At 70.9% G+C, this 20,868-nt stretch carries 16 protein-coding genes; 11 read left to right on the top strand and 5 right to left on the bottom strand.

Annotated features, from left to right (window positions below):
• The first annotated feature begins 27 nt into the window (after positions 1-27).
• The 5 genes from ACZZZB_RS14315 to ACZZZB_RS14335 all read left to right on the top strand — a co-directional run bounded on the left by ACZZZB_RS14315 (position 28) and on the right by ACZZZB_RS14335 (position 6,123).
• Complete coding sequence (locus tag ACZZZB_RS14315; RefSeq protein ID WP_064295706.1) at positions 28-1,392, top strand: cystathionine beta-synthase; 1,365 nt, start codon at positions 28-30, stop codon at positions 1,390-1,392.
• A gap of 133 nt (positions 1,393-1,525) precedes the next feature.
• The gene (locus tag ACZZZB_RS14320) at positions 1,526-2,704 is read left to right on the top strand and encodes a cystathionine gamma-synthase (RefSeq protein ID WP_071258797.1); all 1,179 of its coding nucleotides are present in this window, start codon (positions 1,526-1,528) and stop codon (positions 2,702-2,704) included.
• A gap of 160 nt (positions 2,705-2,864) precedes the next feature.
• Positions 2,865-4,370: an MFS transporter gene (locus tag ACZZZB_RS14325; protein ID WP_229940209.1), complete on the top strand. Its 1,506-nt coding sequence runs from the start codon at positions 2,865-2,867 to the stop codon at positions 4,368-4,370.
• A gap of 182 nt (positions 4,371-4,552) precedes the next feature.
• Complete coding sequence (locus ACZZZB_RS14330; RefSeq protein WP_229940208.1) at positions 4,553-5,119, top strand: DUF1648 domain-containing protein; 567 nt, start codon at positions 4,553-4,555, stop codon at positions 5,117-5,119.
• Positions 5,120-5,235: 116 nt separating this feature from the next.
• Positions 5,236-6,123 (top strand): DarT ssDNA thymidine ADP-ribosyltransferase family protein, encoded by an 888-nt coding sequence (locus ACZZZB_RS14335; RefSeq protein ID WP_229940207.1) that lies wholly within the window; start codon positions 5,236-5,238, stop codon positions 6,121-6,123.
• A 299-nt stretch (positions 6,124-6,422) separates the two neighbouring features.
• Here ACZZZB_RS14335 and ACZZZB_RS14340 read toward each other — a convergent pair whose 3' ends face one another.
• The 4 genes from ACZZZB_RS14340 to ACZZZB_RS14355 are packed head-to-tail and all read right to left on the bottom strand — an operon-like array spanning position 6,423 to position 10,820.
• Positions 6,423-7,472: a LacI family DNA-binding transcriptional regulator gene (locus tag ACZZZB_RS14340; protein ID WP_194603782.1), complete on the bottom strand. Its 1,050-nt coding sequence runs from the start codon at positions 7,470-7,472 to the stop codon at positions 6,423-6,425.
• Between the two features lie 59 nt (positions 7,473-7,531).
• The gene (locus tag ACZZZB_RS14345) at positions 7,532-8,470 is read right to left on the bottom strand and encodes a sugar phosphate isomerase/epimerase family protein (protein ID WP_463530022.1); all 939 of its coding nucleotides are present in this window, start codon (positions 8,468-8,470) and stop codon (positions 7,532-7,534) included.
• Positions 8,467-9,654 carry a dihydrodipicolinate synthase family protein gene (locus ACZZZB_RS14350; protein WP_463530023.1) on the bottom strand — a complete coding sequence of 396 codons (1,188 nt, stop codon included), beginning with the start codon at positions 9,652-9,654 and terminating at the stop codon, positions 8,467-8,469. The genes ACZZZB_RS14345 and ACZZZB_RS14350 overlap by 4 nt, the downstream gene beginning before the upstream one ends.
• Positions 9,651-10,820 (bottom strand): Gfo/Idh/MocA family protein, encoded by a 1,170-nt coding sequence (locus ACZZZB_RS14355; RefSeq protein WP_463530567.1) that lies wholly within the window; start codon positions 10,818-10,820, stop codon positions 9,651-9,653. Before ACZZZB_RS14355 ends, ACZZZB_RS14350 begins: the two co-directional genes overlap by 4 nt.
• A gap of 358 nt (positions 10,821-11,178) precedes the next feature.
• On the opposite strand from ACZZZB_RS14355, the gene ACZZZB_RS14360 reads away from it, so the two are divergent.
• The 6 genes from ACZZZB_RS14360 (at position 11,179) to ACZZZB_RS14385 (ending at position 18,445) form a co-directional block, all read left to right on the top strand.
• Positions 11,179-12,135 (top strand): carbohydrate ABC transporter permease, encoded by a 957-nt coding sequence (locus tag ACZZZB_RS14360; RefSeq protein ID WP_079706748.1) that lies wholly within the window; start codon positions 11,179-11,181, stop codon positions 12,133-12,135.
• Entirely contained in the window at positions 12,128-13,054 is a 927-nt protein-coding gene (locus ACZZZB_RS14365) for a carbohydrate ABC transporter permease (protein ID WP_079003233.1), read from the top strand. Before ACZZZB_RS14360 ends, ACZZZB_RS14365 begins: the two co-directional genes overlap by 8 nt.
• A gap of 117 nt (positions 13,055-13,171) precedes the next feature.
• Positions 13,172-14,485: an ABC transporter substrate-binding protein gene (locus ACZZZB_RS14370; protein ID WP_124767322.1), complete on the top strand. Its 1,314-nt coding sequence runs from the start codon at positions 13,172-13,174 to the stop codon at positions 14,483-14,485.
• 95 nt (positions 14,486-14,580) lie between these two features.
• The gene (locus tag ACZZZB_RS14375; protein WP_463530024.1) at positions 14,581-15,591 is read left to right on the top strand and encodes a DUF6807 domain-containing protein; all 1,011 of its coding nucleotides are present in this window, start codon (positions 14,581-14,583) and stop codon (positions 15,589-15,591) included.
• Positions 15,588-16,949 carry a Gfo/Idh/MocA family protein gene (locus tag ACZZZB_RS14380; protein ID WP_463530025.1) on the top strand — a complete coding sequence of 454 codons (1,362 nt, stop codon included), beginning with the start codon at positions 15,588-15,590 and terminating at the stop codon, positions 16,947-16,949. Before ACZZZB_RS14375 ends, ACZZZB_RS14380 begins: the two co-directional genes overlap by 4 nt.
• 263 nt (positions 16,950-17,212) lie before the next feature.
• Complete coding sequence (locus tag ACZZZB_RS14385) at positions 17,213-18,445, top strand: dienelactone hydrolase family protein (protein WP_463530026.1); 1,233 nt, start codon at positions 17,213-17,215, stop codon at positions 18,443-18,445.
• A 693-nt stretch (positions 18,446-19,138) separates the two neighbouring features.
• On the opposite strand, the gene ACZZZB_RS14390 is transcribed toward ACZZZB_RS14385, so the two are convergent.
• Positions 19,139-20,818, bottom strand: a complete 1,680-nt coding sequence (locus ACZZZB_RS14390; RefSeq protein WP_463530027.1) for an aldehyde dehydrogenase (NADP(+)) — start codon at positions 20,816-20,818, stop codon at positions 19,139-19,141.
• Positions 20,819-20,868: the final 50 nt, after the last annotated feature.

Below are 20,868 nucleotides of genomic sequence, written 5' to 3' on the forward strand. Positions count from 1 at the left end.
GACGCACCACAGGAACAGATTGCAGACATGAACTACGCAGACTCCGTCCTCGATCTCATCGGGAACACGCCCCTCGTCAAGCTCAACCGGGTCACCGAGGGCATCGCGGCCACCGTGCTCGTCAAGGTCGAGTACCTCAACCCGGGCGGCTCCTCGAAGGACCGCATCGCGACGCGCATCATCGACGCCGCCGAGGCGTCGGGCGACCTCAAGCCGGGCGGCACGATCGTCGAGCCCACCTCCGGCAACACCGGCGTCGGCCTCGCCCTCGTCGCCCAGCAGCGCGGGTACCGCTGCGTGTTCGTCCTGCCCGACAAGGTCGGCGAGGACAAGCGGAACGTGCTCACCGCCTACGGTGCGGAGATCGTCGTCACGCCCACCTCCGTCGCTCCCGACAGCCCCGACTCGTACTACAGCGTGTCCGACCGCCTCACCGCCGAGATCCCGGGCGCGTTCAAGCCCAACCAGTACGCGAACCCGAACGGGCCGCGCAGCCACTACGAGTCGACCGGTCCCGAGATCTGGCGCGACACCGAGGGCGAGATCACCCACTTCGTCGCGGGCGTCGGCACCGGAGGCACCATCTCCGGGACGGGCAAGTACCTCAAGGAGGTCTCCGAGGGCGGCGTGCGCATCATCGGCGCAGACCCGGAGGGCTCCGTCTACTCGGGCGGCACCGGGCGTCCATACCTCGTCGAGGGCGTCGGCGAGGACTTCTGGCCGACCGCGTACGACCCCTCCATCCCCGACGAGATCATCGCCGTCACCGACGCCGAGTCGTTCGCGATGACACGTCGCCTCGCCCGCGAAGAAGGACTGCTCGTGGGCGGCTCCAGCGGCATGGCGGTCCAGGCGGCCCTCGTCGCGGCGCGCGACCTCCCGGCGTCGGCCGTGGTCGTCGTCCTCCTGCCCGACGGCGGGCGCGGCTACCTCGGCAAGATCTTCAACGACTCCTGGCTGCAGTCCTACGGCTTCAGCGAGGTCGCCGACGACCGCACGGTGGGCGACATCCTCCGTGGCAAGGGCTCGGAGATGCCGGACCTCGTGCACGTGCACCCGAGCGACACCGTCCGCGACGTCGTCGACATCATGACCGAGTACGGCGTCTCGCAGCTCCCGGTGCTGAGCGCCGAGCCGCCCGTGGTGATGGGCGAGGTCGTCGGTGCGATCGACGAGGCCAGCCTCATGGACGCCGTCTTCAGCGGCGCGGCCAAGATGAACGACGCCGCGAGCGCGTTCGTCGGCGACCCGCTGCCGCTCATCGGTCTCGGTGAGTCCATCCCGGCGGCGCGCGCGGCACTCGGTTCCGCCCCGGCGTTCCTCGTCACCGACGGTGGCAAGCCGATCGGCGTCATCACGCGGCACGACCTCCTCACCTACCTGGCGGGTTGAGCGTGGGCGGCATGCAGGTCGTGTGGGCGGAGTCCGGGCGATGTCCCGACCACGCCCGACCCCGGTGACCGGGCCAGTCCGACCGGTCGCCCACCCCGACACCTCCCCGAATCCTGAACCGAAAGAGTCACCCATGAGCAAGCACGACCACGGCTTCGCCACCCGCAGCATCCACGCCGGACAGGAGTTCGACCCCACCACCGGGGCGATCATCCCGCCGATCTACCAGACGTCGACCTTCGTCCAGGACGGCGTCGGCGGGCTCCGCGGCGGCTACGAGTACAGCCGCTCCGCCAACCCGACCCGCACGGCGCTCGAGACGCAGCTCGCCGCGCTCGAGGGTGCGAAGCACGGCTTCTCCTTCGCCTCCGGCCTCGCCGCCGAGGACGCGCTCATCCGCACGGCCCTCCGCCCCGGCGACCACATCGTCATCGGCAACGACGTCTACGGCGGTACTTACCGGCTGATCAACCGGGTGCACGGCGCCTGGGGCATCGAGCACACGGTCGTGGACCTCGGCGACCTCGCGGCCGTCGAAGCGGCGATCATCCCGGGCCGCACGAAGTTGCTGTGGGTCGAGACGCCGAGCAACCCGCTCATGAAGATCAGCGACATCGCGGCACTCGCGGCCCTCGCGCACCGCCACGAGGTGCTCTCCGTCGTGGACAACACCTTCGCCTCGCCGGCGCTGCAGCAGCCGCTCTCGCTCGGGGCCGACATCGTCGTGCACTCGACGACCAAGTACCTCGGCGGTCACTCCGACGTCCTCGGTGGCGCCATCATCATGAACGACGACGAGCTCGCCGAGCAGCTCGGCTTCGTGCAGTTCGCCGCGGGCGCGGTCTCGGCCCCGCTCGACGCGTGGCTCACGACCCGCGGCATCAAGACCCTCGCGGTGCGCATGCGCCAGCACAGCGCGAACGCGCAGGCGATCGCGGAGTTCCTCGACGGCCACGCCGCCGTCGAGCGCGTCTACTACCCGGGCCTCGAGAGCCACCCCGGTCACGAGCTCGCCGCCCGCCAGATGTCCGGGTTCGGCGGCATGCTGTCGCTCGCGCTCGTCGGTGGCCCGGCTGCAGCCACGCGCCTCGTCGAGAAGACGAAACTCTTCGCGCTCGCCGAGTCGCTCGGTGGCGTCGAGTCGCTCATCGGCCTGCCGGCGCAGATGACGCACGCCTCGGTGAAGGGCACGGAGCTGGCGGTCCCCGAGAACGTCGTCCGGCTGTCGGTCGGCATCGAGGACGTCGCCGACCTCATCGCCGACCTCGACCGCGCGCTCGCGAAGGTCCTGAAGGCGAGCGCCAAGCACTAGCGGGCCGTTCCAGCTCGTTCGCAATTCAGGAGGGCTGCGGCGCGTCCTGCGCCGAACCCGTCGATCCGCGACGGCGCGCCGGGCACGTCCTGAATGGTGAACGGGCAGGGGTTCGTCAGCGCTTGACCTCAAGTCACGTTGAGGTTCTAGGCTCGGAATCGTGACCACAGCGACGACCCCCGAGCCCGCGACCGGAGCCGACCCGACGCCCCGCGACCGCGGGATCTTCAGCCGCCGGTTCGTCCTCGTCACCATCGGTGCGTGCGCGCTCGTGTTCCTCGGCGCCTTCGAGTCCCTCGCCGTCACGACGATCATGCCGCTCGTGAGTGGCGAGCTCGGCGGAGAGCAGCTCTACGCGCTCGCCTTCGCCGGCCCGCTCGCCGTCAGTGTCATCGGCATGGTCGCCGCGGGCTCGGTCGCCGACCGGATCGGTCCAGTCCAGCCGCTGCTCGCCTCCGTCGTCCTGTTCCTCGTCGGTCTCCTCCTGGCCGGAACCGCGACCACGATGTGGGCCGTCGTCGCCGGACGCCTCGTCCAGAGCCTCGGTTCGGGAGCGATGACCGTCGCCCTGTACGTCCTCGTCGCCCGCATCTACCCACCGGCCCTGCACCCGCGGATCTTCGCCGGGTTCGCGGCCGCCTGGGTCGTCCCCTCCCTGATCGGGCCGTTCCTCGCCGGGGTGGTCGCCGAGCGGTTCAGCTGGCACTGGGTCTTCCTCGGGGTCGTCGGCCTCGTGGTCGTCGCGACGCTCCTCCTCCTGCCGGCCCTCCGGATGCTGCGGGCCTCCGCAACCGAGCGCGCCGAGCGGCAGGCCGCCGAGCAGGAGTCGGCGAAGGACGGCGGCGAGGCAGCCCCCGTCGCGCGGACGGGCGCGGAGCTGCGTCGACTCGGCTGGGCGGTGCTCGTCGCGGCGGCGGTCCTCGCGGTCAACCTCTCGACGGAGTTCTCGGGATGGACCGCCTGGGCGCTCCCGGTCGTCGGTGCCGTGGTCGCGATCCTCGCCCTCCGACCACTCATCCCGCTCGGCACGCTCACCGCACGCCGCGGGCTCCCGACGGTCATCCTGGTGCGCGGACTGACCTCCGCCGCGTTCTTCGGCGCCGAGGTGTACGTGCCGTACCTGCTGACCCGCGAGCACGGGCTCACGCCGGCGCTCGCCGGACTCGCGCTCACCGGTGGTGCGATCGCGTGGTCGCTGTCGTCCTGGTTGCAGGGGCGCCTCGGGGACCGACTGTCGAATGCGAACGCCGTGCAGATCGGGTCGTCGCTCGTCACGGTCGCCGTCGCGATCGCCCTGTCCGCAGCCCTCGTCGGCCTGCCACCGGCGGTGCCGATCGTCGCCTGGGTGGTGAGCGGTGGCGGCATGGGCCTCATGTTCCCGCGACTCAGCGTCATGACGCTCGCCTACTCCGACGAGCGCTCGCAGGGGTTCAACAGTGCGGCGATGTCCATCGGCGACGCGATCGGCGGTGCCCTCGCGCTCGCGGCGACCGGGCTGGCGTTCACGGCGCTCGACGGCTCCGGGGCGTTCGCCGGGCTGGGCTGGATCGCTCCCGGCGGAATCGCGTTCGCCGGGTGCTTCGCGATCGCGCTGGTCGCCGGTGTCGCGGCGGTCGTCGTCGCGCGTCGGGTGAGCCGACCAGCGGAGCCAGGCTCGACCGGGTGAGCCGAGACGCCGTCGCCTGGGTAGTGCTGCGGTGCGTGGGGGGTAGCGTCGCCCACGCATCGCTGCAGTGCCCAGGCGGCGTCGCGGATCTGGAGGACGGGTGCAGCGGGTACCGTTGATGCAGATATTCCGTGTGCCCACGACGAGCGTCGTCCGTTGCGCTCGCGCTGATGAGGAGAGCGATGCAGGACCCGACGACCGCTCGCGCGGAGCACCCCGCTCGCCGTCCTCCGGTGTGGCCGCATCTCGTCGCCCTCGTCATCGTCGCGGCGACGCTGGTCGTCGGCCTGGTGGTGTATCCGTCTGCTCCTGATCCGATGCCGGTGCACTTCGACGCCGCACTCCAGCCGGACGCCTGGGCGGACAAGCGTCTCGGCGGGTTCCTGCTCCCGGTCATCATCGGCGCCGCGGTCATGGCGATCTTCTGGATCGTCGCCGCCTGCCTGCCGCTCGCCGGAACGACCCGATCGGATGGTGACACCCACCCACCGGCCGCTGCATCGACGTGGTCAACGCAACTGTCGCCCCGTCCGGAGGTGACGGCTGCCACGCTGGACGCCACCGGGCGACTGCTGGGGAATCTGACGATCGCGACCGCCGCCCTCATCGCCGTCGTCGCACTCACCACCTGGCTCGGTGTGCCCGCGTGGATGGCACCCTGGCTGCTCCCGGTGCTGATGGCGGCGTTCTTCGGCTCGCTCGCCGTCTCGTGCGTCCGGGTGTTCCGGGCGCAGCGCGGGCTCGCCTGAGGGTGCCCGCGTGCACGAGGGGTGCCGAAGCCGCGTACCCTTGATGCGTACGTCTCGGCTCGTCCCCCCAGTGACCCGCTCCTCGTGTCTCGGAGCCGGACTGCAGAAGGACTCTCTTGAGCGACGAATGCAAACACGGTTTCGACAACGGCCTCTGCGCGACCTGCTTCCCGCCGCCGCCCCGCGAGGTGCCGGTCGCTGAACCACCCGCTCCCAAGGTCCGTCGGTCGACGGTCGCTCCCTCGCTCCGCGAGCCGGCCCCGACCCGCGTGCGGACCGCGGCCACCACGAAGACGGTGACGAAGGCGGCGGCCGCCCTGCCCGTCGTGCGCGTCGGCGAGCAGCGGCTGTACCACGTCACCCACATCCGCAACCTCGAGCGCATCCTCGAGACCGGCAGCATCCTGCCGGTGGCGTCACCGGCGCTCCCCGACGGGCCGGTCGTCGACATCGCCGCCGCGAGCCACCGCGAAGCGCGTCGCACGATGGTCCTCGCCGGCACCGACGACCTCACGCCGGCCGACTTCGTCCCGTTCTTCCTGACCCCGGACGCCGACCTCTGGGCGGGCATCCGCGCGGGCGAGCACGACGTCCGTCTGTCCGCCGAGGCGTTCGCGTCATCGGTCAACGACTACGTCGTGCTCGTCACCACGATCGACGGCGCAGCCGTGCACCCGGGCGAGTTCGACGCCGACACCAGCCGGCCCTCCCGCGCGCGGGTCGTGGTCGCCGACGGTGACGCCTCCCATGTGCTCACGAGCATCGGCGCGAACGCGATGACCGCCGACCGCATGGTGCAGCGCTTCGCGACCGACGAGGACCCCGCGGCCCTCCGACGCGCCGAGGTGCTCGTCGCCGACGCCGTGCCGTTCGACCGCGTCACCGTGATCGGTGTCGCGACGGTCAACGTCCGCGAGCACGTCAAGCGACTCGTCGCCGGCGCCGGCCACCGCACCAAGGTCGCCGCCTACACCCCCTGGTTCCAGGAGCACGTCGCCGAGTAGGCGAAGCGTCACCGCGTTCACAACTCCTGCTGGACGGCGCCGGAAGCCGGCTGTCGGCGCCGTGTCGGGCGGTCCAGCCGCCCTCAGCAGGAGTTGTGCGCGGAAACGAGTGCGCACCTCGGCCGCGCGGAGGTGAACGCGTCCCCTTCCGAGGGCACCAGGCTCAGGGCGTGCTGCTGTCCGCAACTCCTGCTGCATGGCCCCAGGATCACCGCGTCGGACGCTGCACGGCCCGATCGGGGCGAGCTGCAGGAGTTGTGCACGGATGAACGCCCCGGGGGAGGGGACAGACTGGCGGGTCAGGCGCGCGCGGGCGTGCTCTCGCGGAGGAGGACCGTCGCGCCGACGGGCTCCGTCGTCGTGCTGTCCGTCGCCGGGTCGAGGGCAAGTCGCACCGCGTGCTCACCGACCGCCTCGAGCGGCACGGCGACCGTGGTGAGCGCCGGGGTGACGTCGCGGGAGGTCGCGATGTCGTCGTAGCCGGCGACCGCGAGGTCCTCGGGAAGGCGGAGTCCGGCCGCGCGGAACGCCGACATCGCCCCGATCGCCATCACGTCGTTGACGGCGAAGACCAGGTCGACGTCGTCGAGTCCCAGCTGCAGGAGCTCGGCGGCACCCTGGCGCCCGCCGTCGCGGGTGAACTCGGCCCGGACGATCCTCGACGGATGGATCGCGATGCCGTGCTCGGCCAAACCCTCCGCGAACCCGCTCACGCGCTCGCGGGAGGTGAGCAGGCGGTCGTCGCCGGCGATGACGGCGAAGCGACGGTACCCGGCACCGACGAGTTCACGGGCCAGCTCGCGGGCACCGGTCGCGTTGCCGAGCTGCACCGTGGCGAACGGGAGCGTCCGCTGCGAGACGAGGACCACGCGCCCGCCTGTCGACTCGTAGGCCGCGAGCTCATCCGACAGCCGGTGCTCCGACGCGACCCCGTCCCAGCGACTGCCCGTCAGGATGATGGCACGTGGCCGCTGCCCGCGGAGCACCCGCACGAGTTCGAGTTCACGCTCGTGGTCGCGGTGCGTGACGGCCATGGTCGTGGCGATGCGCTGCTCGTCGGCCGCGCGGATGGCCCCGGCCGCGATGGACGAGAAGTACGGGTCGGCGATGTCGCTGACGAGGAGCGAGATCGTCGACGACAGCCCCTTTGCGACCGCCTGGGCCGACAGGTTCGGCGTGTAGTTCAGGCGGAGCGCGGCGTCGAGGACCCGCCGACGGAACGTCTCGTTGACCGTCCGGGTGCTCCCGTTGAGCGCGCGCGACGCGGTGGCGAGGGAGACCCCCGCCTCACGGGCGACGTCGTGCAGCGTCGGTGGGACCGGCGTCGACCGGTGCTCGTCGACCGACATGGCGCTCCTTCGTACTGGCGGCTGCTGAGACACACTCTGCCACAGGGCGGCCGCGGCGATCAGGGGTGGTGGATCGCGTCGTCGTCGTGGTCGAGGTGCGGGACGACCGTCGCCTGGAACGCGTCGACGGTGCGATCGACCACCTGCTGGAACGGGCTGTCCCAGATGTCCTGGTTGAAGAGCTCGACCTCGATGTCGCCCGTGTAGCCCGCCGCCTCGACGGCACGGGTGAGCGAGCCGAAGTCGACGACGCCGTCACCCGGATAGTGCCGGGAGAGGAGGACGTCCGCGGCGAGCGGCGTCGCCCAGTCGCACGCCTGGTAGCTGGAGATCCGACCGGTCGCGCCCGCGCGGGCGATCTGCTCGAGCACCTGCGGGTCCCACCAGATGTGGAAGGTATCGACGACCACCCCGACGGCCTCCGGAGCGAACTGCTCCGCGATGTCGAGGGCCTGACCGAGGGTCGAGACGACCGCGCGGTCCGAGGCGTACATCGGATGCAGCGGCTCGATCGCGAGCTGCACGCCGGACTCGAGCGCGTGGTCGGTGAGTTCACCGATCGCGTCTCGGACGAGCTCGCGGGCGCCGATGAGGTCACGGGATCCGGCCGGGAGGCCGCCGACCACGAGGACGAGCGCGGGGGCGCCCAGGGCGGCGGCTTCATCGATCGCGGTCCGGTTGTCGTCGATCGACGTCCGGCGAGTCGGACCCTCGGGCATGGTGAAGAAGCCACCTCGGCACAGGCTCGAGACGCGCAGGCCGCTGTCCGTGAGGAGGCTCGCCGAGGCTGCGACGCCGTACTCCTGCACGGGCTCGCGCCAGGCGCCGAAGCTCGTGACGTCGGCCGCCGTGACGGCTGCGACCGCCTCCGGGAGTGTGGCGTACTTGATCGTGGCCTGGTTGACCGAGAGTCGCGGGTGCGGGGTGGTACTGCCGCCCGCCGGTCCCTGAGCCTGTCCCGCCGGTCCCTGAGCTTGTCGAAGGGCGGTGGTGCTCATCGGGCTCCTCCCGCAGTGGTCAGCGTGCCGACGACACCGGCTGTGCGCAGCAGGCCCGTCCAGCGCTCGGCGGCGAGCTCCGGGTGTTCGAGCGCGCCGGCCGCGTCGGCGAGGCGCACGATCTCCGACAGGTGCGGCAGGCTCCGGGCCGCGTGCAAGCCGCCGACCATCGAGAACGCCGGCTGGTGGCCGTTCAACCAACTGAGGAAGGCGATACCCGTCTTGTAGTAGTAGGTCGGTGCGGCGAAGATCTGCCGCGACAGGGCCTCTGTCGGTCGGAGGATCCGCTCGTAGGAGGCTGGGTCGCCGGCGTCGAGCGCTTGGATCGCGGCGGACGCGGCCGGAGCGATCGCGGTGAACGCTCCGAGCAGGGCGTCGGAGTGTCCGACCGCGTCTCCGGCGATGAGGTCGACGTAGTTGAAGTCGTCCCCGGTGAACATCGTCGTGCCGGCCGGGAGGCGACGTCGGACGGCGATCTCCGCGTCGGCGTCGAGGAGGCTCATCTTGACCCCGGCGACGTGGTCGACGTGGTCGGTCATGATGCGCAGCAGGGTGTCCGAGGCCTCGGCGACGTCGCTTGCGCCGAAGTAGCCCTCGAGGCTCGGGTCGAACGCCGTGCCGAGCCAGTGCAGGACCACGGGTGCCTGCGCCGCCGACAGGACCCGGTCGTAGACGCGACGGTAGTCGTCGGCGGACCGCGCGGCCCTCGCCAGGTGTCGACTGGCCATGAGCACGGTCCCGGCGCCCGCGTCCTCGGCGAACGCGAGCTGTTCGAGGTAGGCGTCGGCGACCGCGTCGAGCGAGACGGTCTCGTCGGTGAGGTGGTCGGTGTTGACGCCGACGACGAGCGCGCCGCCGACGGAGGCGGCCTCGGCTGCGCTCCGGGTGATCAGCTCGCGCGTGGCGGCGGTGTCGAGCCCCATGTTCCGCTGGGCGGTGTCCATCGCGTCCGCGACGCCGAGGCCGTACGACCACACGTGGTGGCGGTAGGCGAGCGTCGCGTCCCAGTCGAGCTCGGCCGGCGCGCCCGGCACGTTGTCGCCCCAGGCCGTCGGGACGACGTGCGCCGCGGCGTAGGCGGTGCGGCTCGCCAGGGGAGTGGTCGGGCGCTCGGCCACGACGGGCTCGCGGAGCTCCAGCGCGGTGACCGCGCCGTCGGTCGAGAGCAGCGGGACGGAGGTCATCGTGCGACCGAGGCCTCGAGCGATGCCAGCTCCTCGTCCGCGCCTGCGGTGTCGCCCGTGCTTCCGAGCGTCACCTCGGGCAGGTCGAGGCGGCGGCCTGTGCGCGAGCTCTCGAGGCCGAGCTCCGCGAGCAGGACGCCGCGCGCGCCGGCGAGGAGGTCGTATTCGTAGGGGCCGTCCTCGACGACGTGGCGGAGGAACTCCTCCCACTGCGTCTTGAACCCGTTCTCGAACACGTCGTTCGTCGGCACGTCCTGCCAGTCGCCCGCGTAGTCGTGATCGTCGGCGAGGTCGGGGTTCCACACCGGCTTCGGCGTCACGTTCCGCGGCTGCACCTTGCAGCCGAAGAGACCGGCGACGGCGGAGCCATGCGTACCATCGACCTGGAACTGCACGAGCTCGTCGCGGTCGACGCGCACCGTCCAGCTCGAGTTGAGCTGGGCGATCACGCCGCCCTCGAGCTCGAAGACCCCGTAGGCGGCGTCGTCGGCGGTGGCCGCGTAGGCCTCACCCCGCTCGTCGAAGCGCTCGGGGATGTGCGTCGTCGCCTTCGCGTACACCGACTCGACCCGACCGAAGAGGTTCTCGAGCACGTAGCTCCAGTGCGGGAACATGTCGACGACGATGCCGCCGCCGTCCTCGGCCCGGTAGTTCCAGCTCGGGCGCTGCGCCGGCTGCCAGTCGCCCTCGAACACCCAGTAGCCGAACTCGCCACGGACGGAGAGGATCCGACCGAAGAAGCCAGAGTCGATGAGGCGCTTGAGCTTGCGCAGCCCCGGCAGGTAGAGCTTGTCGTGCACGACGCCGTTCTTCACACCGGCCTCGGCGGCGAGGCGTGCGAGGTCCAGCGCCTCCTCGAAGGTCTCCGCCGTCGGCTTCTCCGTGTAGATGGTCTTGCCGGCCGCGATCGCCTTGCGCAGCGCGGTGGCGCGGGCCTTCGTGACGAGGAAGTCGGCGTAGATGTCCCAGCGGGGGTCGGCGAGGACCGCGTCGAGGTCGGTCGAGGTGTGCTCGATGCCGTGCCGCGTGGCGAGCTCATCGAGGGTCGCCTGGTTGCGGCCGACGAGGATCAACTCGATCTGGCGGCGGGTGCCGTCGGACAGCTGCACGCCGCCCTGCTCCTGGATGGCCAGCAGCGACCGCACGAGGTGCTGCCGGTAGCCCATGCGCCCGGTGGCGCCGTTGACGATGATCCCGATGGTCTGCTCTGACACGGTGGCTCTTCCTCTGGTTCGTGTTCCGGTCCCGGCGGCCGCGGGCCATCCGGAAAGCGTTTACCGGGTCACTGTAGAACGGCGTGCGGGGCCAAGGCAAGCGTTCGAACCGATTCGGTCGCAGGTGATCACAGATCGGACACGGATGCGGATTGAATCGTTGCATCGTCCGACGGGGCCGTGATAGAACTTGATGCAGCTCAGCCGGGAAACGCTTTCCGGGAAGTCATCAACGACGATCGACAAGGAGGTCCGACGTGGTCCGTGCAACTCCAGGAGCGCCCAGGACGACACTCGCGAGGGGTGTTCGGTGAGCGCGCTCGGCGAGCTCCGCAAGCTCAGCGCCGGCAAGCGCCCGCAGACGGCGGCCGAGAAGGCCTTCATCAAGAAGGACAACCGCCGCGACAACAAGGCCGCCTACCTGTTCCTCCTCCCGTGGCTCATCGGACTCGCCGTCATCACCGTCGGTCCGATGGTCGCCTCGCTCGCGCTGTCCTTCACGAAGTACAACCTGCTGCAGGCGCCGAAGTTCATCGGCCTCGACAACTTCATCCGCATGATGGGCGACGAGCGCCTCCACAACTCGCTCGGTGTCACGTTCGTGTACGTCTTCGTGTCGGTGCCGCTCCAGCTCGCCGCGGCACTGGCCCTGGCCGCCCTGCTCGACCGCGGTCTCCGTGGCCTCGCGATCTACCGGTCCGTGTACTACCTGCCGTCGCTCCTCGGCTCCTCCGTCGCCATCGCGGTGCTGTGGAAGCAGGTGTTCGGCGGCGAAGGCCTCGTGAACCAGTTCATCGCGATCTTCGGGATCGAGGGACGCAGCTGGATCGCCGACCCGTCGACCGCCCTCTCCACGCTCATCACGCTCAACGTGTGGACCTTCGGTGCACCGATGGTGATCTTCCTCGCCGGTCTCCGCCAGATCCCCGTCATGTACCACGAGGCGGCGCAGATGGACGGCGCGACGAAGTGGCAGCGCTTCACCAAGATCACCCTGCCGCTGCTCACCCCGATCATCTTCTTCAACCTCGTGCTGCAGATCATCCACGCGTTCCAGGCCTTCACGCAGGCCTTCATCGTGTCGGGCGGAACGGGCGGCCCGGCCGACTCGACGCTCTTCTACACGCTGTACCTCTACAACCGCGGCTTCTCGAACTTCGACATGGGCTACGCCTCGGCCATGGCCTGGTTCCTGCTCCTCATCATCGGAGTCTTCACCGCGATCAACTTCTGGGCCTCGAAATACTGGGTGAACTACGATGACTGACACGCTGACCACACGGTCCATCACGACGGACAGCAAGAACCGCAGTCGCGAGGCCAAGGAGGCCGAACGCCAGTACCGCCGGGCTCGTGGGTGGTCGCCCTGGAAGTCGGTCCTGAAGCACATCGGCCTGATCCTCGTCGGCTTCATCATGCTCTACCCGGTGATCTGGCTCGTCGTCTCCTCGCTCCGCCCGACGGAGGAGATCTTCCGGAACCCCGGCATCGTCCTCGACAGCTTCGAGGTGAGCAACTACAGCGAGGGCTGGAACACCCTCTCCGAGCCGTTCCACGTGTTCCTGCTGAACTCCGTGCTCATCGTCCTCGGCTGCATCGTCGGCAACCTCGTGTCCTGCTCGATGGCCGCCTACGCCTTCGCCCGTCTGAAGTTCAGCGGCAAGCGCTGGTGGTTCGCGGCGATGCTCATGACGCTCATGCTGCCGATCCACGTCATCATCGTGCCGCAGTACATCATGTTCTCCCAGCTCGGCTTCGTGAACACGTACCTGCCGCTGATCCTGCCGAAGATCCTCGCGACGGACGCCTTCTTCGTGTTCCTCATGGTGCAGTTCATCCGCGGCATCCCGAAGGAACTCGACGAGGCGGCACGCATCGACGGCTGCGGCCACCCCCGCATCTTCGGGGTCATCATCCTGCCGCTCATGGTGCCGGCGCTCGCGACGACCGCCATCTTCACCTTCATCTGGACCTGGAACGACTTCTTCAGCCAGCTCCTCTACCTGACGAAACCGGAGATGTACACGGTGCCGCTCGCCCTCCGGGCGTTCATGGACGCGCAATCCTCCACCTCGTGGGGGCCGATGTTCGCGATGAGTGTCGTCTCGCTCCTGCCGATCTTCCTCGTCTTCCTGTTCGGTCAGCGGTTCCTGTTGAAGGGCATCGCGACGACCGGCGGCAAGTGAGGCCCGACCCACCGACCAGCACCACCGAAGCACCCGCACCAGACCACCAGCACCAGACCCAGCACCACCGGATCCAGCAGCTCCGGATCCGGATCGATCGATTCGAAAGGGAACAGCATGAGCATCAGCAAGCACGGCAGAGCCGCCGGCTTCATCGCGACGGGAGCCGTCGCGGCCCTCCTCCTCGCCGGCTGCAGCGCCGGGGGCGACGCCGCCACCGAACTGTCCGACGAGCCCGTCACCCTCCGCTTCACCTGGTGGGGCAACGACGCCCGTACGGCGGCCACCCAGGAGGTCATCGCGGCCTTCGAGAAGGAGTATCCGAACATCACCATCGAGCCGCAGTTCACGGACTGGGCCGGCTACTGGGACAAGCTCGCCACCGAGACGGCGGCGAACGACACCCCCGACATCATCCAGATGGACGAGAAGTACATCGCCACCTACGGCGACCGGGGCGCGCTCCTCGACCTGAACACGGTCACCGACCAGCTCGACCTCGGCGACTTCCCCAAGGAGACGCTGACGTCCGGCACGGTCAACGACTCGCTCTACGGCGTCCCCTCGGGCATCACGAGCTACTCCTTCGTCGTGAACCCCGACCTCCTCGCCTCGGCCGGCATCGAGATGCCCGACGACGAGACCTGGACGTGGGACGACTTCACCGAGCTGAGCGAGCAGGTCTCGGCAGCCGGTGGCGGATCGATCTACGGCTTCCAGCCCTTCGGCTTCGAGGACGGCGGCCTCAACAACTGGGCCCGTCAGCACGGCGACGAGCTGTACAACGACAAGGGCGAGGTGTCCATCAAGCCGGAGACCCTGTCCTCCTGGTGGACCTACCTCCTCGACCTCGTGAACGCGGGAGCGACGCCGTCGCCCTCCGCGATCATCGAGAAGCAGGCCGGCGGGCTCGCCGAGTCCTTCACCGCGACCAACTCGGCTGCGTTCGCCCCCTGGTGGAACAGCCAGCTGACGGCCCTGACCGAGGCGAGCGGGTCGCCGCTCGAGCTCCTGCGGGTGCCGACGGTGGACGGCGGCGCCGATGGTTCCGCGTACTACAAGCCGTCGATGTACTGGTCGGCGTCCGCCCGGACCGAGCACCCCGCCGAGGCTGCGCTGTTCATCGACTTCCTCGCCAACAGCGAGACCGCGGCCGACTCGCTCCTCACCGAGCGCGGCGTCCCGGCCAACACGAAGATCCGCGAGTACATCACGCCGAAGCTGGCCGAGACCGACCAGGCGGTCGTCGAGTTCCTCGACGGTCTCGCCGACGACATCGGTGAGCCGCCGACCGTCACGCCCGCCGGTGGCAGCGCGATCGAGGCGCTCGTGAAGCAGTACACCGAGCAGGTCCTCTTCGGGAAGAACACGCCCGACCAGGCCGCCGAGGGGTTCATCAAGGACCTCAAGGCCGCCGTCGCAGCCGGCTGATCCTGCCACAGCCCCTCGACCGGCTCAGGGAACGACGTCCGTTCCCCGGGCCGGTCGATCGGCAGCTCCACCACCGCTTCATCCGAGGGGATCCCGTGACCACCGACCACCGCCCCCGTCCGACCGGTCTCGCGCTGACGCACGAGGTCGGTTCGGCCATCACCGTGCACCTCGACGGGATCGACATCCTGCGGTACACCTACCGTCCGGACACGGTCCAGCGCGAGTCGCCGAAGCCGTACCTCCATCCGGTGCGGACGGCCGGTGGCGCACTCGTGACGCTGACCCGACCGCACGACCACGTCTGGCACACCGGGATCGCCTGGGCCCTCCCGCACGTCGGCGACGACAACTTCTGGGGCGGCCCGACCTTCACCGGGACCGCCTACGAACAACTCGCGAACAACGGCCGCTCCGAGCACGTCGCGGTCACGGACGTCCGTGCCGACCCGGGCGAGGTGCGGTTCGCGCACACGCTCAGGTGGATCACGGAGGACGGTCGGCACCTCGTCGGCGAGGAGCGCGCGCTCACCGTGCGACCGGCCGCCGGCGACTGGACGCTGACCTTCGAGACCCGGATGCGCAACGTCTCCGGCCGGGACCTGTCGATCGGATCGCCCACGACGAAGGGGCGGGAGAACGCCGGCTACGGCGGGCTCTTCTGGCGCGGCCCGCGATCCTTCACCGGCGGTACCCTCCACACCCCCGACGGGAGCGGAGGCGAGGAACTCCGCGGCACCCGCCACGCGTGGATGGGGTTCACCGGCCTCCACGACGGAACGGCCGCGGCGTCGAGCGTCGTCATCGTCGACGACGTGCGGAACCCCGCGCACCCGCCGCAGTGGTTCGCGCGCACCGAGGAGTTCGCCGGCCTCTGCCCGGCCCCGTTCTTCAGCGAGGAACTGCCGTTCGGAGCCGACGAGACCCTCGAGTTCCGCTACGCCGTCGTCGTCGCAGACGGTCCAGTCGGTGACGGTCGGGCCGCGGCGCTCGCCGCATCCGGTCGAGACGCGCTCGAACGGTCGCGTTCGGGCCGCGCCGATCACCACGACAATGCGCCGACCACAGCGCTCGCCGCACCGACCCGGAAGGACCCACACGCATGACCACGACCCGCGAACGCTACGCCCTCATCGGCACCGGACACCGCTCGCAGATGTACCTCGACGCCATCGTCGGCCCGCACGCCGACGTCGCCGAGCTCGTCGCCTGGAGCGACAGCAACCCCGGCCGGCTCGACCACTACGAGGGGGTCCTCGCCGAGCAGGGTGTCCCGCTGCCGGCTCGATACGGCCCGGACGACGTCGAGCGGCTCATCGCCGAGCAACGCGTCGACCGGGTGATCGTGACGACCCCGGACTTCACACACGCCGAGATCGTCTCGCGCGCGCTCCTCGCCGGTGCCGACGTCGTCGTCGAGAAGCCGCTCACCATCGATCGCGAGGGCGTCGAGCGCATCGCGGCGGCCGTGGCCGAGAGCGGCCGGAACGTCGTGACGACCTTCAACTACCGCTACAGCCCGCGCAACTCGGAGCTGCGCCGCATCGTGCAGGACGGTGGGATCGGCCGGGTGACGAGCGTGCACTTCGAGTGGGTGCTCGACACCGCGCACGGCGCCGACTACTTCCGCCGCTGGCACCGCGAGAAGGAGCACTCCGGCGGGCTCCTCATCCACAAGGCGTCGCACCACTTCGACCTCGTCAACTGGTGGATCGGGGCTCGGCCGGCCTCCGTCTACGCCACCGGAGGCCTCCGCTTCTACGGTGACGCCAACGCGGCTGAGCGCGGGCTCGCGGCGCGTCCGGGGCGTGGATCGGTGCCGGACGACGCCGAGGCGGCGGCTCGCGGGCGCTCGAACGACCCGTTCGCCCTCGACCTGCGCGACGACCCTCGGCTCGAGTCGCTCTACCTGCGGGCCGAGCAGCACGACGGATACCTGCGCGACCGCGACGTCTTCTCACCCGGGATCGACATCGAGGACAACCTGTCCGTCCTCGTCGAGTACGACGGTGGCGCCTCGCTCAGCTACTCCCTGAACGCCCACGCGCCGTGGGAGGGGTATCGCGTCGCCGTCAACGGGACGGAGGGCAGGGTCGAGCTCGAGGTCGTGGAGCGCGCCGCCGTGCTCGTGGGGGCCGATGGCCGCGTGGTCCTCGACCCGAGCCTGAGCGGCGACGGCGAGACCGCGGACGGAGCCGCGTCCGTCGCACCGGTGCGCTCGCGCGGGGAACGCCTCGTGCTGCAACGCCACTGGGAGGAGGCCCGCGAGATCGAGATCCCCGAGGGCGTCGGCGGACACGGCGGCGGCGACGCGTTCCTGCTGCGGCACCTGTTCGACCGCGTCACCGAGGACGAACTGGGACGGCCCGCCGGCTACGACGACGGCGTCCGGGCGATCTCGGTCGGCATCGCTGGAAACGAGTCGCTGCTGACCGGGCGTCCGGTGGCGACGATCGGGCCGTGAGCAGCGGCTCGGAGGCCGGGTCCGGCTCCGGCGCCGGCGCTGACTCGGACGTCGGATCGACGCCGGCCGCTGAGCCGGTGACCGAGCCCGCCCAGATCACCGAGTCTGTTCCGGTCGCTCAGTCTGTTCCGGCCGCTGAGTCTGTTCCGGTCGCCGAGCCTGTCGATGTTCGGTCCCGGACAGGGTCGGTCCCGGCCCCGGATGCTGCCTTGCGGGACGGTCCCGTATCGGTCGGCGTCCCGGTCGTTGGCCACGTCCCGGTCGTGGACCATGTCCCGGTCGCCGAGCCCGTCGAAGTGCGGTCCCGACCGGTCGCACCTCCACCTGCGCGCGACCCCGATCTGCGGGCGCTCGCAGCTCGCTTCCGCGAGTCGATCCGGGGCGTCAGTACCGCAGACGGATCGCTCGACGCCACGCGCACGCGCCTCGCCGAGGTCCTCGGTGTCCTCCCACGACCGGCGCAGCCCGAACCGCCCGAGGAGCTCGGCAGCTGGACCCGCGACGGCGTCGACGGGGTCGAACTCCGCTGGTCGACCGGGTTCGGCGCGTCGACGTCGGCGTGGCTCCTACGGCCGGCCGGCGAGACGGGCGTGCTCCCGGGTGCGGTGGCGCTGCACGACCACGGTGGGTTCACACGCGTCGGGCGGGAGAAACTCGCTGACGGACCCGATGGTGTCCCTGCCACCTCGGCCGTCACGCGCGAGGAGTTGCAGGCGTTCCGCGACCGCTACTACGGAGGCCGCGCCGTCGCGTCCGACCTCGCGCGCGACGGGTTCACCGTGCTCGTCCACGATGCGTTCGGGTGGGGCTCCCGTCGGATCCCGGACGAGGCCGTCGCCGAACGCTTCCATCGGACCGTCGACCTGCAGCTCGCCGGCCGTCGGGCTGAGTCGATCCGACGCGGGATGGAGGTCGCGGCGGTGTCGCTCGGGCAGCGGTCCGAGCTCCTCGCGACGGCCAACGAGCCGCAGCTCGCGAAGGAGCTGGGCGTCCTGGGCACCTCGCTCGCTGGTCTCGTCCTCCGCGACGACCTCATCGCGCTCGACCAGCTCGCGGCCGCGCCCGGGGTCCGTTCCGGAGCCGTCGCGTGCTTCGGTCTCTCCGGTGGCGGTGCCCGGGTCGTTCTGCTCGCAGCCATGGACGACCGGATCCGTGCTGCCGGCGTGGTCGCGATGATGTCGACGTTCGACGGTGTGCTCGACGGGCACGCCGATCAGCACTCGTGGTCGTTCCTCTCACCGGGGCTGTCGCGGGTCGGCGACTGGCCGGAGCTCGCATCCCTGCGCCCCCGCCTGCCGCTGCTCGTCCAGTACGCCGAGCGCGACGAGCTCTTCGAGCCGGCGGGCATGCGTGAAGCGCACGCGATCCTCACCGAGCGGTACCGGTCCGGTGCCGAGCACTCGGCCTACACGGGCACCTTCCACGACGAACCGCACAGTTGGTCGGCACCGATGCAGGCCGAGCTGCGCACCTGGCTCGCCGCCACCCTCGCCTGACTCGCCCTGGTATTCGTCCCCAACTCAGGAGACGTCCGGTGTGTCGGGGCTGGGCTGGGGCGGCGCGCCGGAGGAGTCCTGAGTTGGGGACGGTGGTCAAGGTGTTCGCACTTCAGGACGGGTGCGGTGTGTTGGGGTGTGGGACGGGGCTGGGTGGGTGGCGCGCCGGGTGGGTCCTGAGTTGTGAACGTGGGCGGTGGGGTGTCCCCAACTCAGGAGAAGTCCGGTGTGTCGGGGCTGGGTTGGGGCGGCGCGCCGGGGGAGTCCTGAATTGGGGACGGTGGTCGCGGTGTTCGCAGTTCAGGACGGTTGCGGCGTGTCGGGCCCGGGGCGGGCGCTGGGGTGGGTGGCGCGCCGGGTGTGTCCTGAGTTGTGAACAGGGGTGGGTGTGCTCGGTCGGGGTGTCCCCAACTCAGGAGATGTCCGGTGTGTCGGGGCTGGGCTGGGGCGGCACGCCGGGGGAGTCCTGAGTTGGGGACGGTGGTCGCGGTGTTCGCAGTTCAGGACGGTTGCGGCGTGTCGGGCCCGGGGCGGGCGCTGGGGTGGGTGGCGCGCCGGGTGGGTCCTGAGTTGTGAACAGGGGTGGGTGTGGTCGGTCGGAGTGTCCCCAACTCAGGAGATGTCCGGTGTGTCGGGGCTGGGCTGGGGCGGCGCACCGGGGAAGTCCTGAGTTGGGGACGGACAGGGCGGCGGTCAGGCGCGGGCTGGGACGGGGAGTTCGAGGGCGCCGTCGACGCGGCGGGGGAGACCGAGCGGGTTCGCTTCGTGCAGGGTCTCGGGGAGCACGCGCTCGGGTGCGTCCTGGTAGACGATCGGGCGCTGGAAGCGGCGCACCGCCGACGCGCCCACCGAGGTGTGGAGCGAGGTTGTCGCCGGCCACGGTCCGCCGTGGTGCTGCGCCCAGCCCACAGCGACACCCGTCGGCCAGCCCCCGAAGAGCACCCGGCCGGCGATCGGCTCGAGCCGCGACACGAGACCGGCGATGTCCTCACCGGGCGCCGCGTGCACGGTCGCGGTGAGCGCGCCACCGACCTCGGCCAGGACCGCGTGCAGCTCGGTGTCGTCCGCGACCTCGATGACGAGCGTCGCCGGCCCGAAGATCTCCTCGAGCAGGACCTCCGGCGCGTCGAGCACCGTCGCGGCGGTGGTCGCGAGGACGGTCGGAACGCCGGAATCCGCAGCCGCCGTCTCGCCGCCGAGGAGCGTCCGCACCCCGGGATGGCCGGCGGCGCGAGCGGTGCCCGCGGCGTACGCCTCGGCGATGCCCGGCGTCAGCATGCGCCCGGCGACGGTGTCCGCCGCGGCCTGCGCGACGAGCTCGGCGAACCCGCTGCCGCTCGGCACGAGGACGAGACCGGGGTTCGTGCAGAACTGCCCCACGCCGAGGGTGAACGACGCCGCCAGCCCGCGAGCGAGGTCACCCGCGGCCTCGCCCTGCAGCGCGGCCTCGGTGATGACGACCGGGTTCGTGCTGCCGAGCTCGCCGTAGAACGGGATCGGGGCGGGCCGCTGCGACGCCAGATCGAACAGGGCGCGCCCGCCGGCGAGTGAGCCGGTGAACCCGACTGCGGTGATCGCCGGGTGCTGCACGAGGGCGGTGCCCTGCTCACGACCCTCGACGAGCGCGAACGTGCCCTCCGGGGCACCCGCCGTGTGCAACGCCTCGACCACGATCCCCGCGGTCAGTCGCGAGAGCCGCGGGTGGGCGGAGTGTGCCTTCACGACCACCGGACATCCGGCCGCCAGCGCCGACGCCGTGTCGCCGCCGGCCACCGAGAACGCGAACGGGAAGTTCGACGCGCTGAAGACCGCGACCGGCCCCGTCGGCCGAAGCATGCGTCGCAGCTCCGGCTTGGGCGGGGTGGCGGAGGCGTCGGCGTGGTCGATGACGACCTCGAGAAAGGCACCGTCGCGGAGGACGGCGGCGAACAGCCGCAGCTGGCCCGTCGTCCGCGCGACCTCGCCCGTGAGGCGCGCGGTCCCGAGGTGGGACTCCTCGTCGGCGAGTGCGACGAGCTCGTCGACCCGGGCGTCGAGGGCGTCGGCGACGGCCTCGAGCCAAGCGGCCCGGGTCGAGGGCACGGTGGACGCGAGCTCGGAGGAGGCCGCGGCTGCTGCCGCGGCGACCTCGTCGACGGTCGGAACGGCGGCACGTCCCGCGCCGGACGCGGCGTCGCCAGCGTGACCTGCGGGCGTGACGGTGTCGCCGCCGGGGCCCACGCTGCTGCTGCTGCTGCTGCTGCTGCTGCTGCTGCCGTTGCCGCTGCCGTCGGTGTAGTCCATACGGCCGCCGACGCCGTCCGAGTCGTCGGTGCGCGCCCTGGCGGGGGTGGTGCGGTCGATCGTGCCGGTGCTGTGGTCGGTGTCGTGCATGGTGGTGACTCCTCGAGGATGCGGATGCGACAGGTGATGATTTGGGCGTC

The sequence above is a fragment of the Plantibacter sp. AC185 genome, assembly GCF_979258065.1.

Bases quoted from the DNA above. Each gene is read 5' to 3' on its own strand.
- ACZZZB_RS14315 (WP_064295706.1), top strand. From the start codon at position 28: ATGAACTACGCAGACTCCGTCCTCGATCTCATCGGGAACACGCCCCTC.
- ACZZZB_RS14320 (WP_071258797.1), top strand. From the start codon at position 1,526: ATGAGCAAGCACGACCACGGCTTCGCCACCCGCAGCATCCACGCCGGA.
- ACZZZB_RS14330 (WP_229940208.1), top strand. From the start codon at position 4,553: ATGCAGGACCCGACGACCGCTCGCGCGGAGCACCCCGCTCGCCGTCCT.
- ACZZZB_RS14340 (WP_194603782.1), bottom strand. From the start codon at position 7,472: ATGTCGGTCGACGAGCACCGGTCGACGCCGGTCCCACCGACGCTGCAC.
- ACZZZB_RS14345 (WP_463530022.1), bottom strand. From the start codon at position 8,470: ATGAGCACCACCGCCCTTCGACAAGCTCAGGGACCGGCGGGACAGGCT.
- ACZZZB_RS14350 (WP_463530023.1), bottom strand. From the start codon at position 9,654: ATGACCTCCGTCCCGCTGCTCTCGACCGACGGCGCGGTCACCGCGCTG.
- ACZZZB_RS14355 (WP_463530567.1), bottom strand. From the start codon at position 10,820: ATGGGCTACCGGCAGCACCTCGTGCGGTCGCTGCTGGCCATCCAGGAG.
- ACZZZB_RS14365 (WP_079003233.1), top strand. From the start codon at position 12,128: ATGACTGACACGCTGACCACACGGTCCATCACGACGGACAGCAAGAAC.
- ACZZZB_RS14370 (WP_124767322.1), top strand. From the start codon at position 13,172: ATGAGCATCAGCAAGCACGGCAGAGCCGCCGGCTTCATCGCGACGGGA.
- ACZZZB_RS14380 (WP_463530025.1), top strand. From the start codon at position 15,588: ATGACCACGACCCGCGAACGCTACGCCCTCATCGGCACCGGACACCGC.
- ACZZZB_RS14390 (WP_463530027.1), bottom strand. From the start codon at position 20,818: ATGCACGACACCGACCACAGCACCGGCACGATCGACCGCACCACCCCC.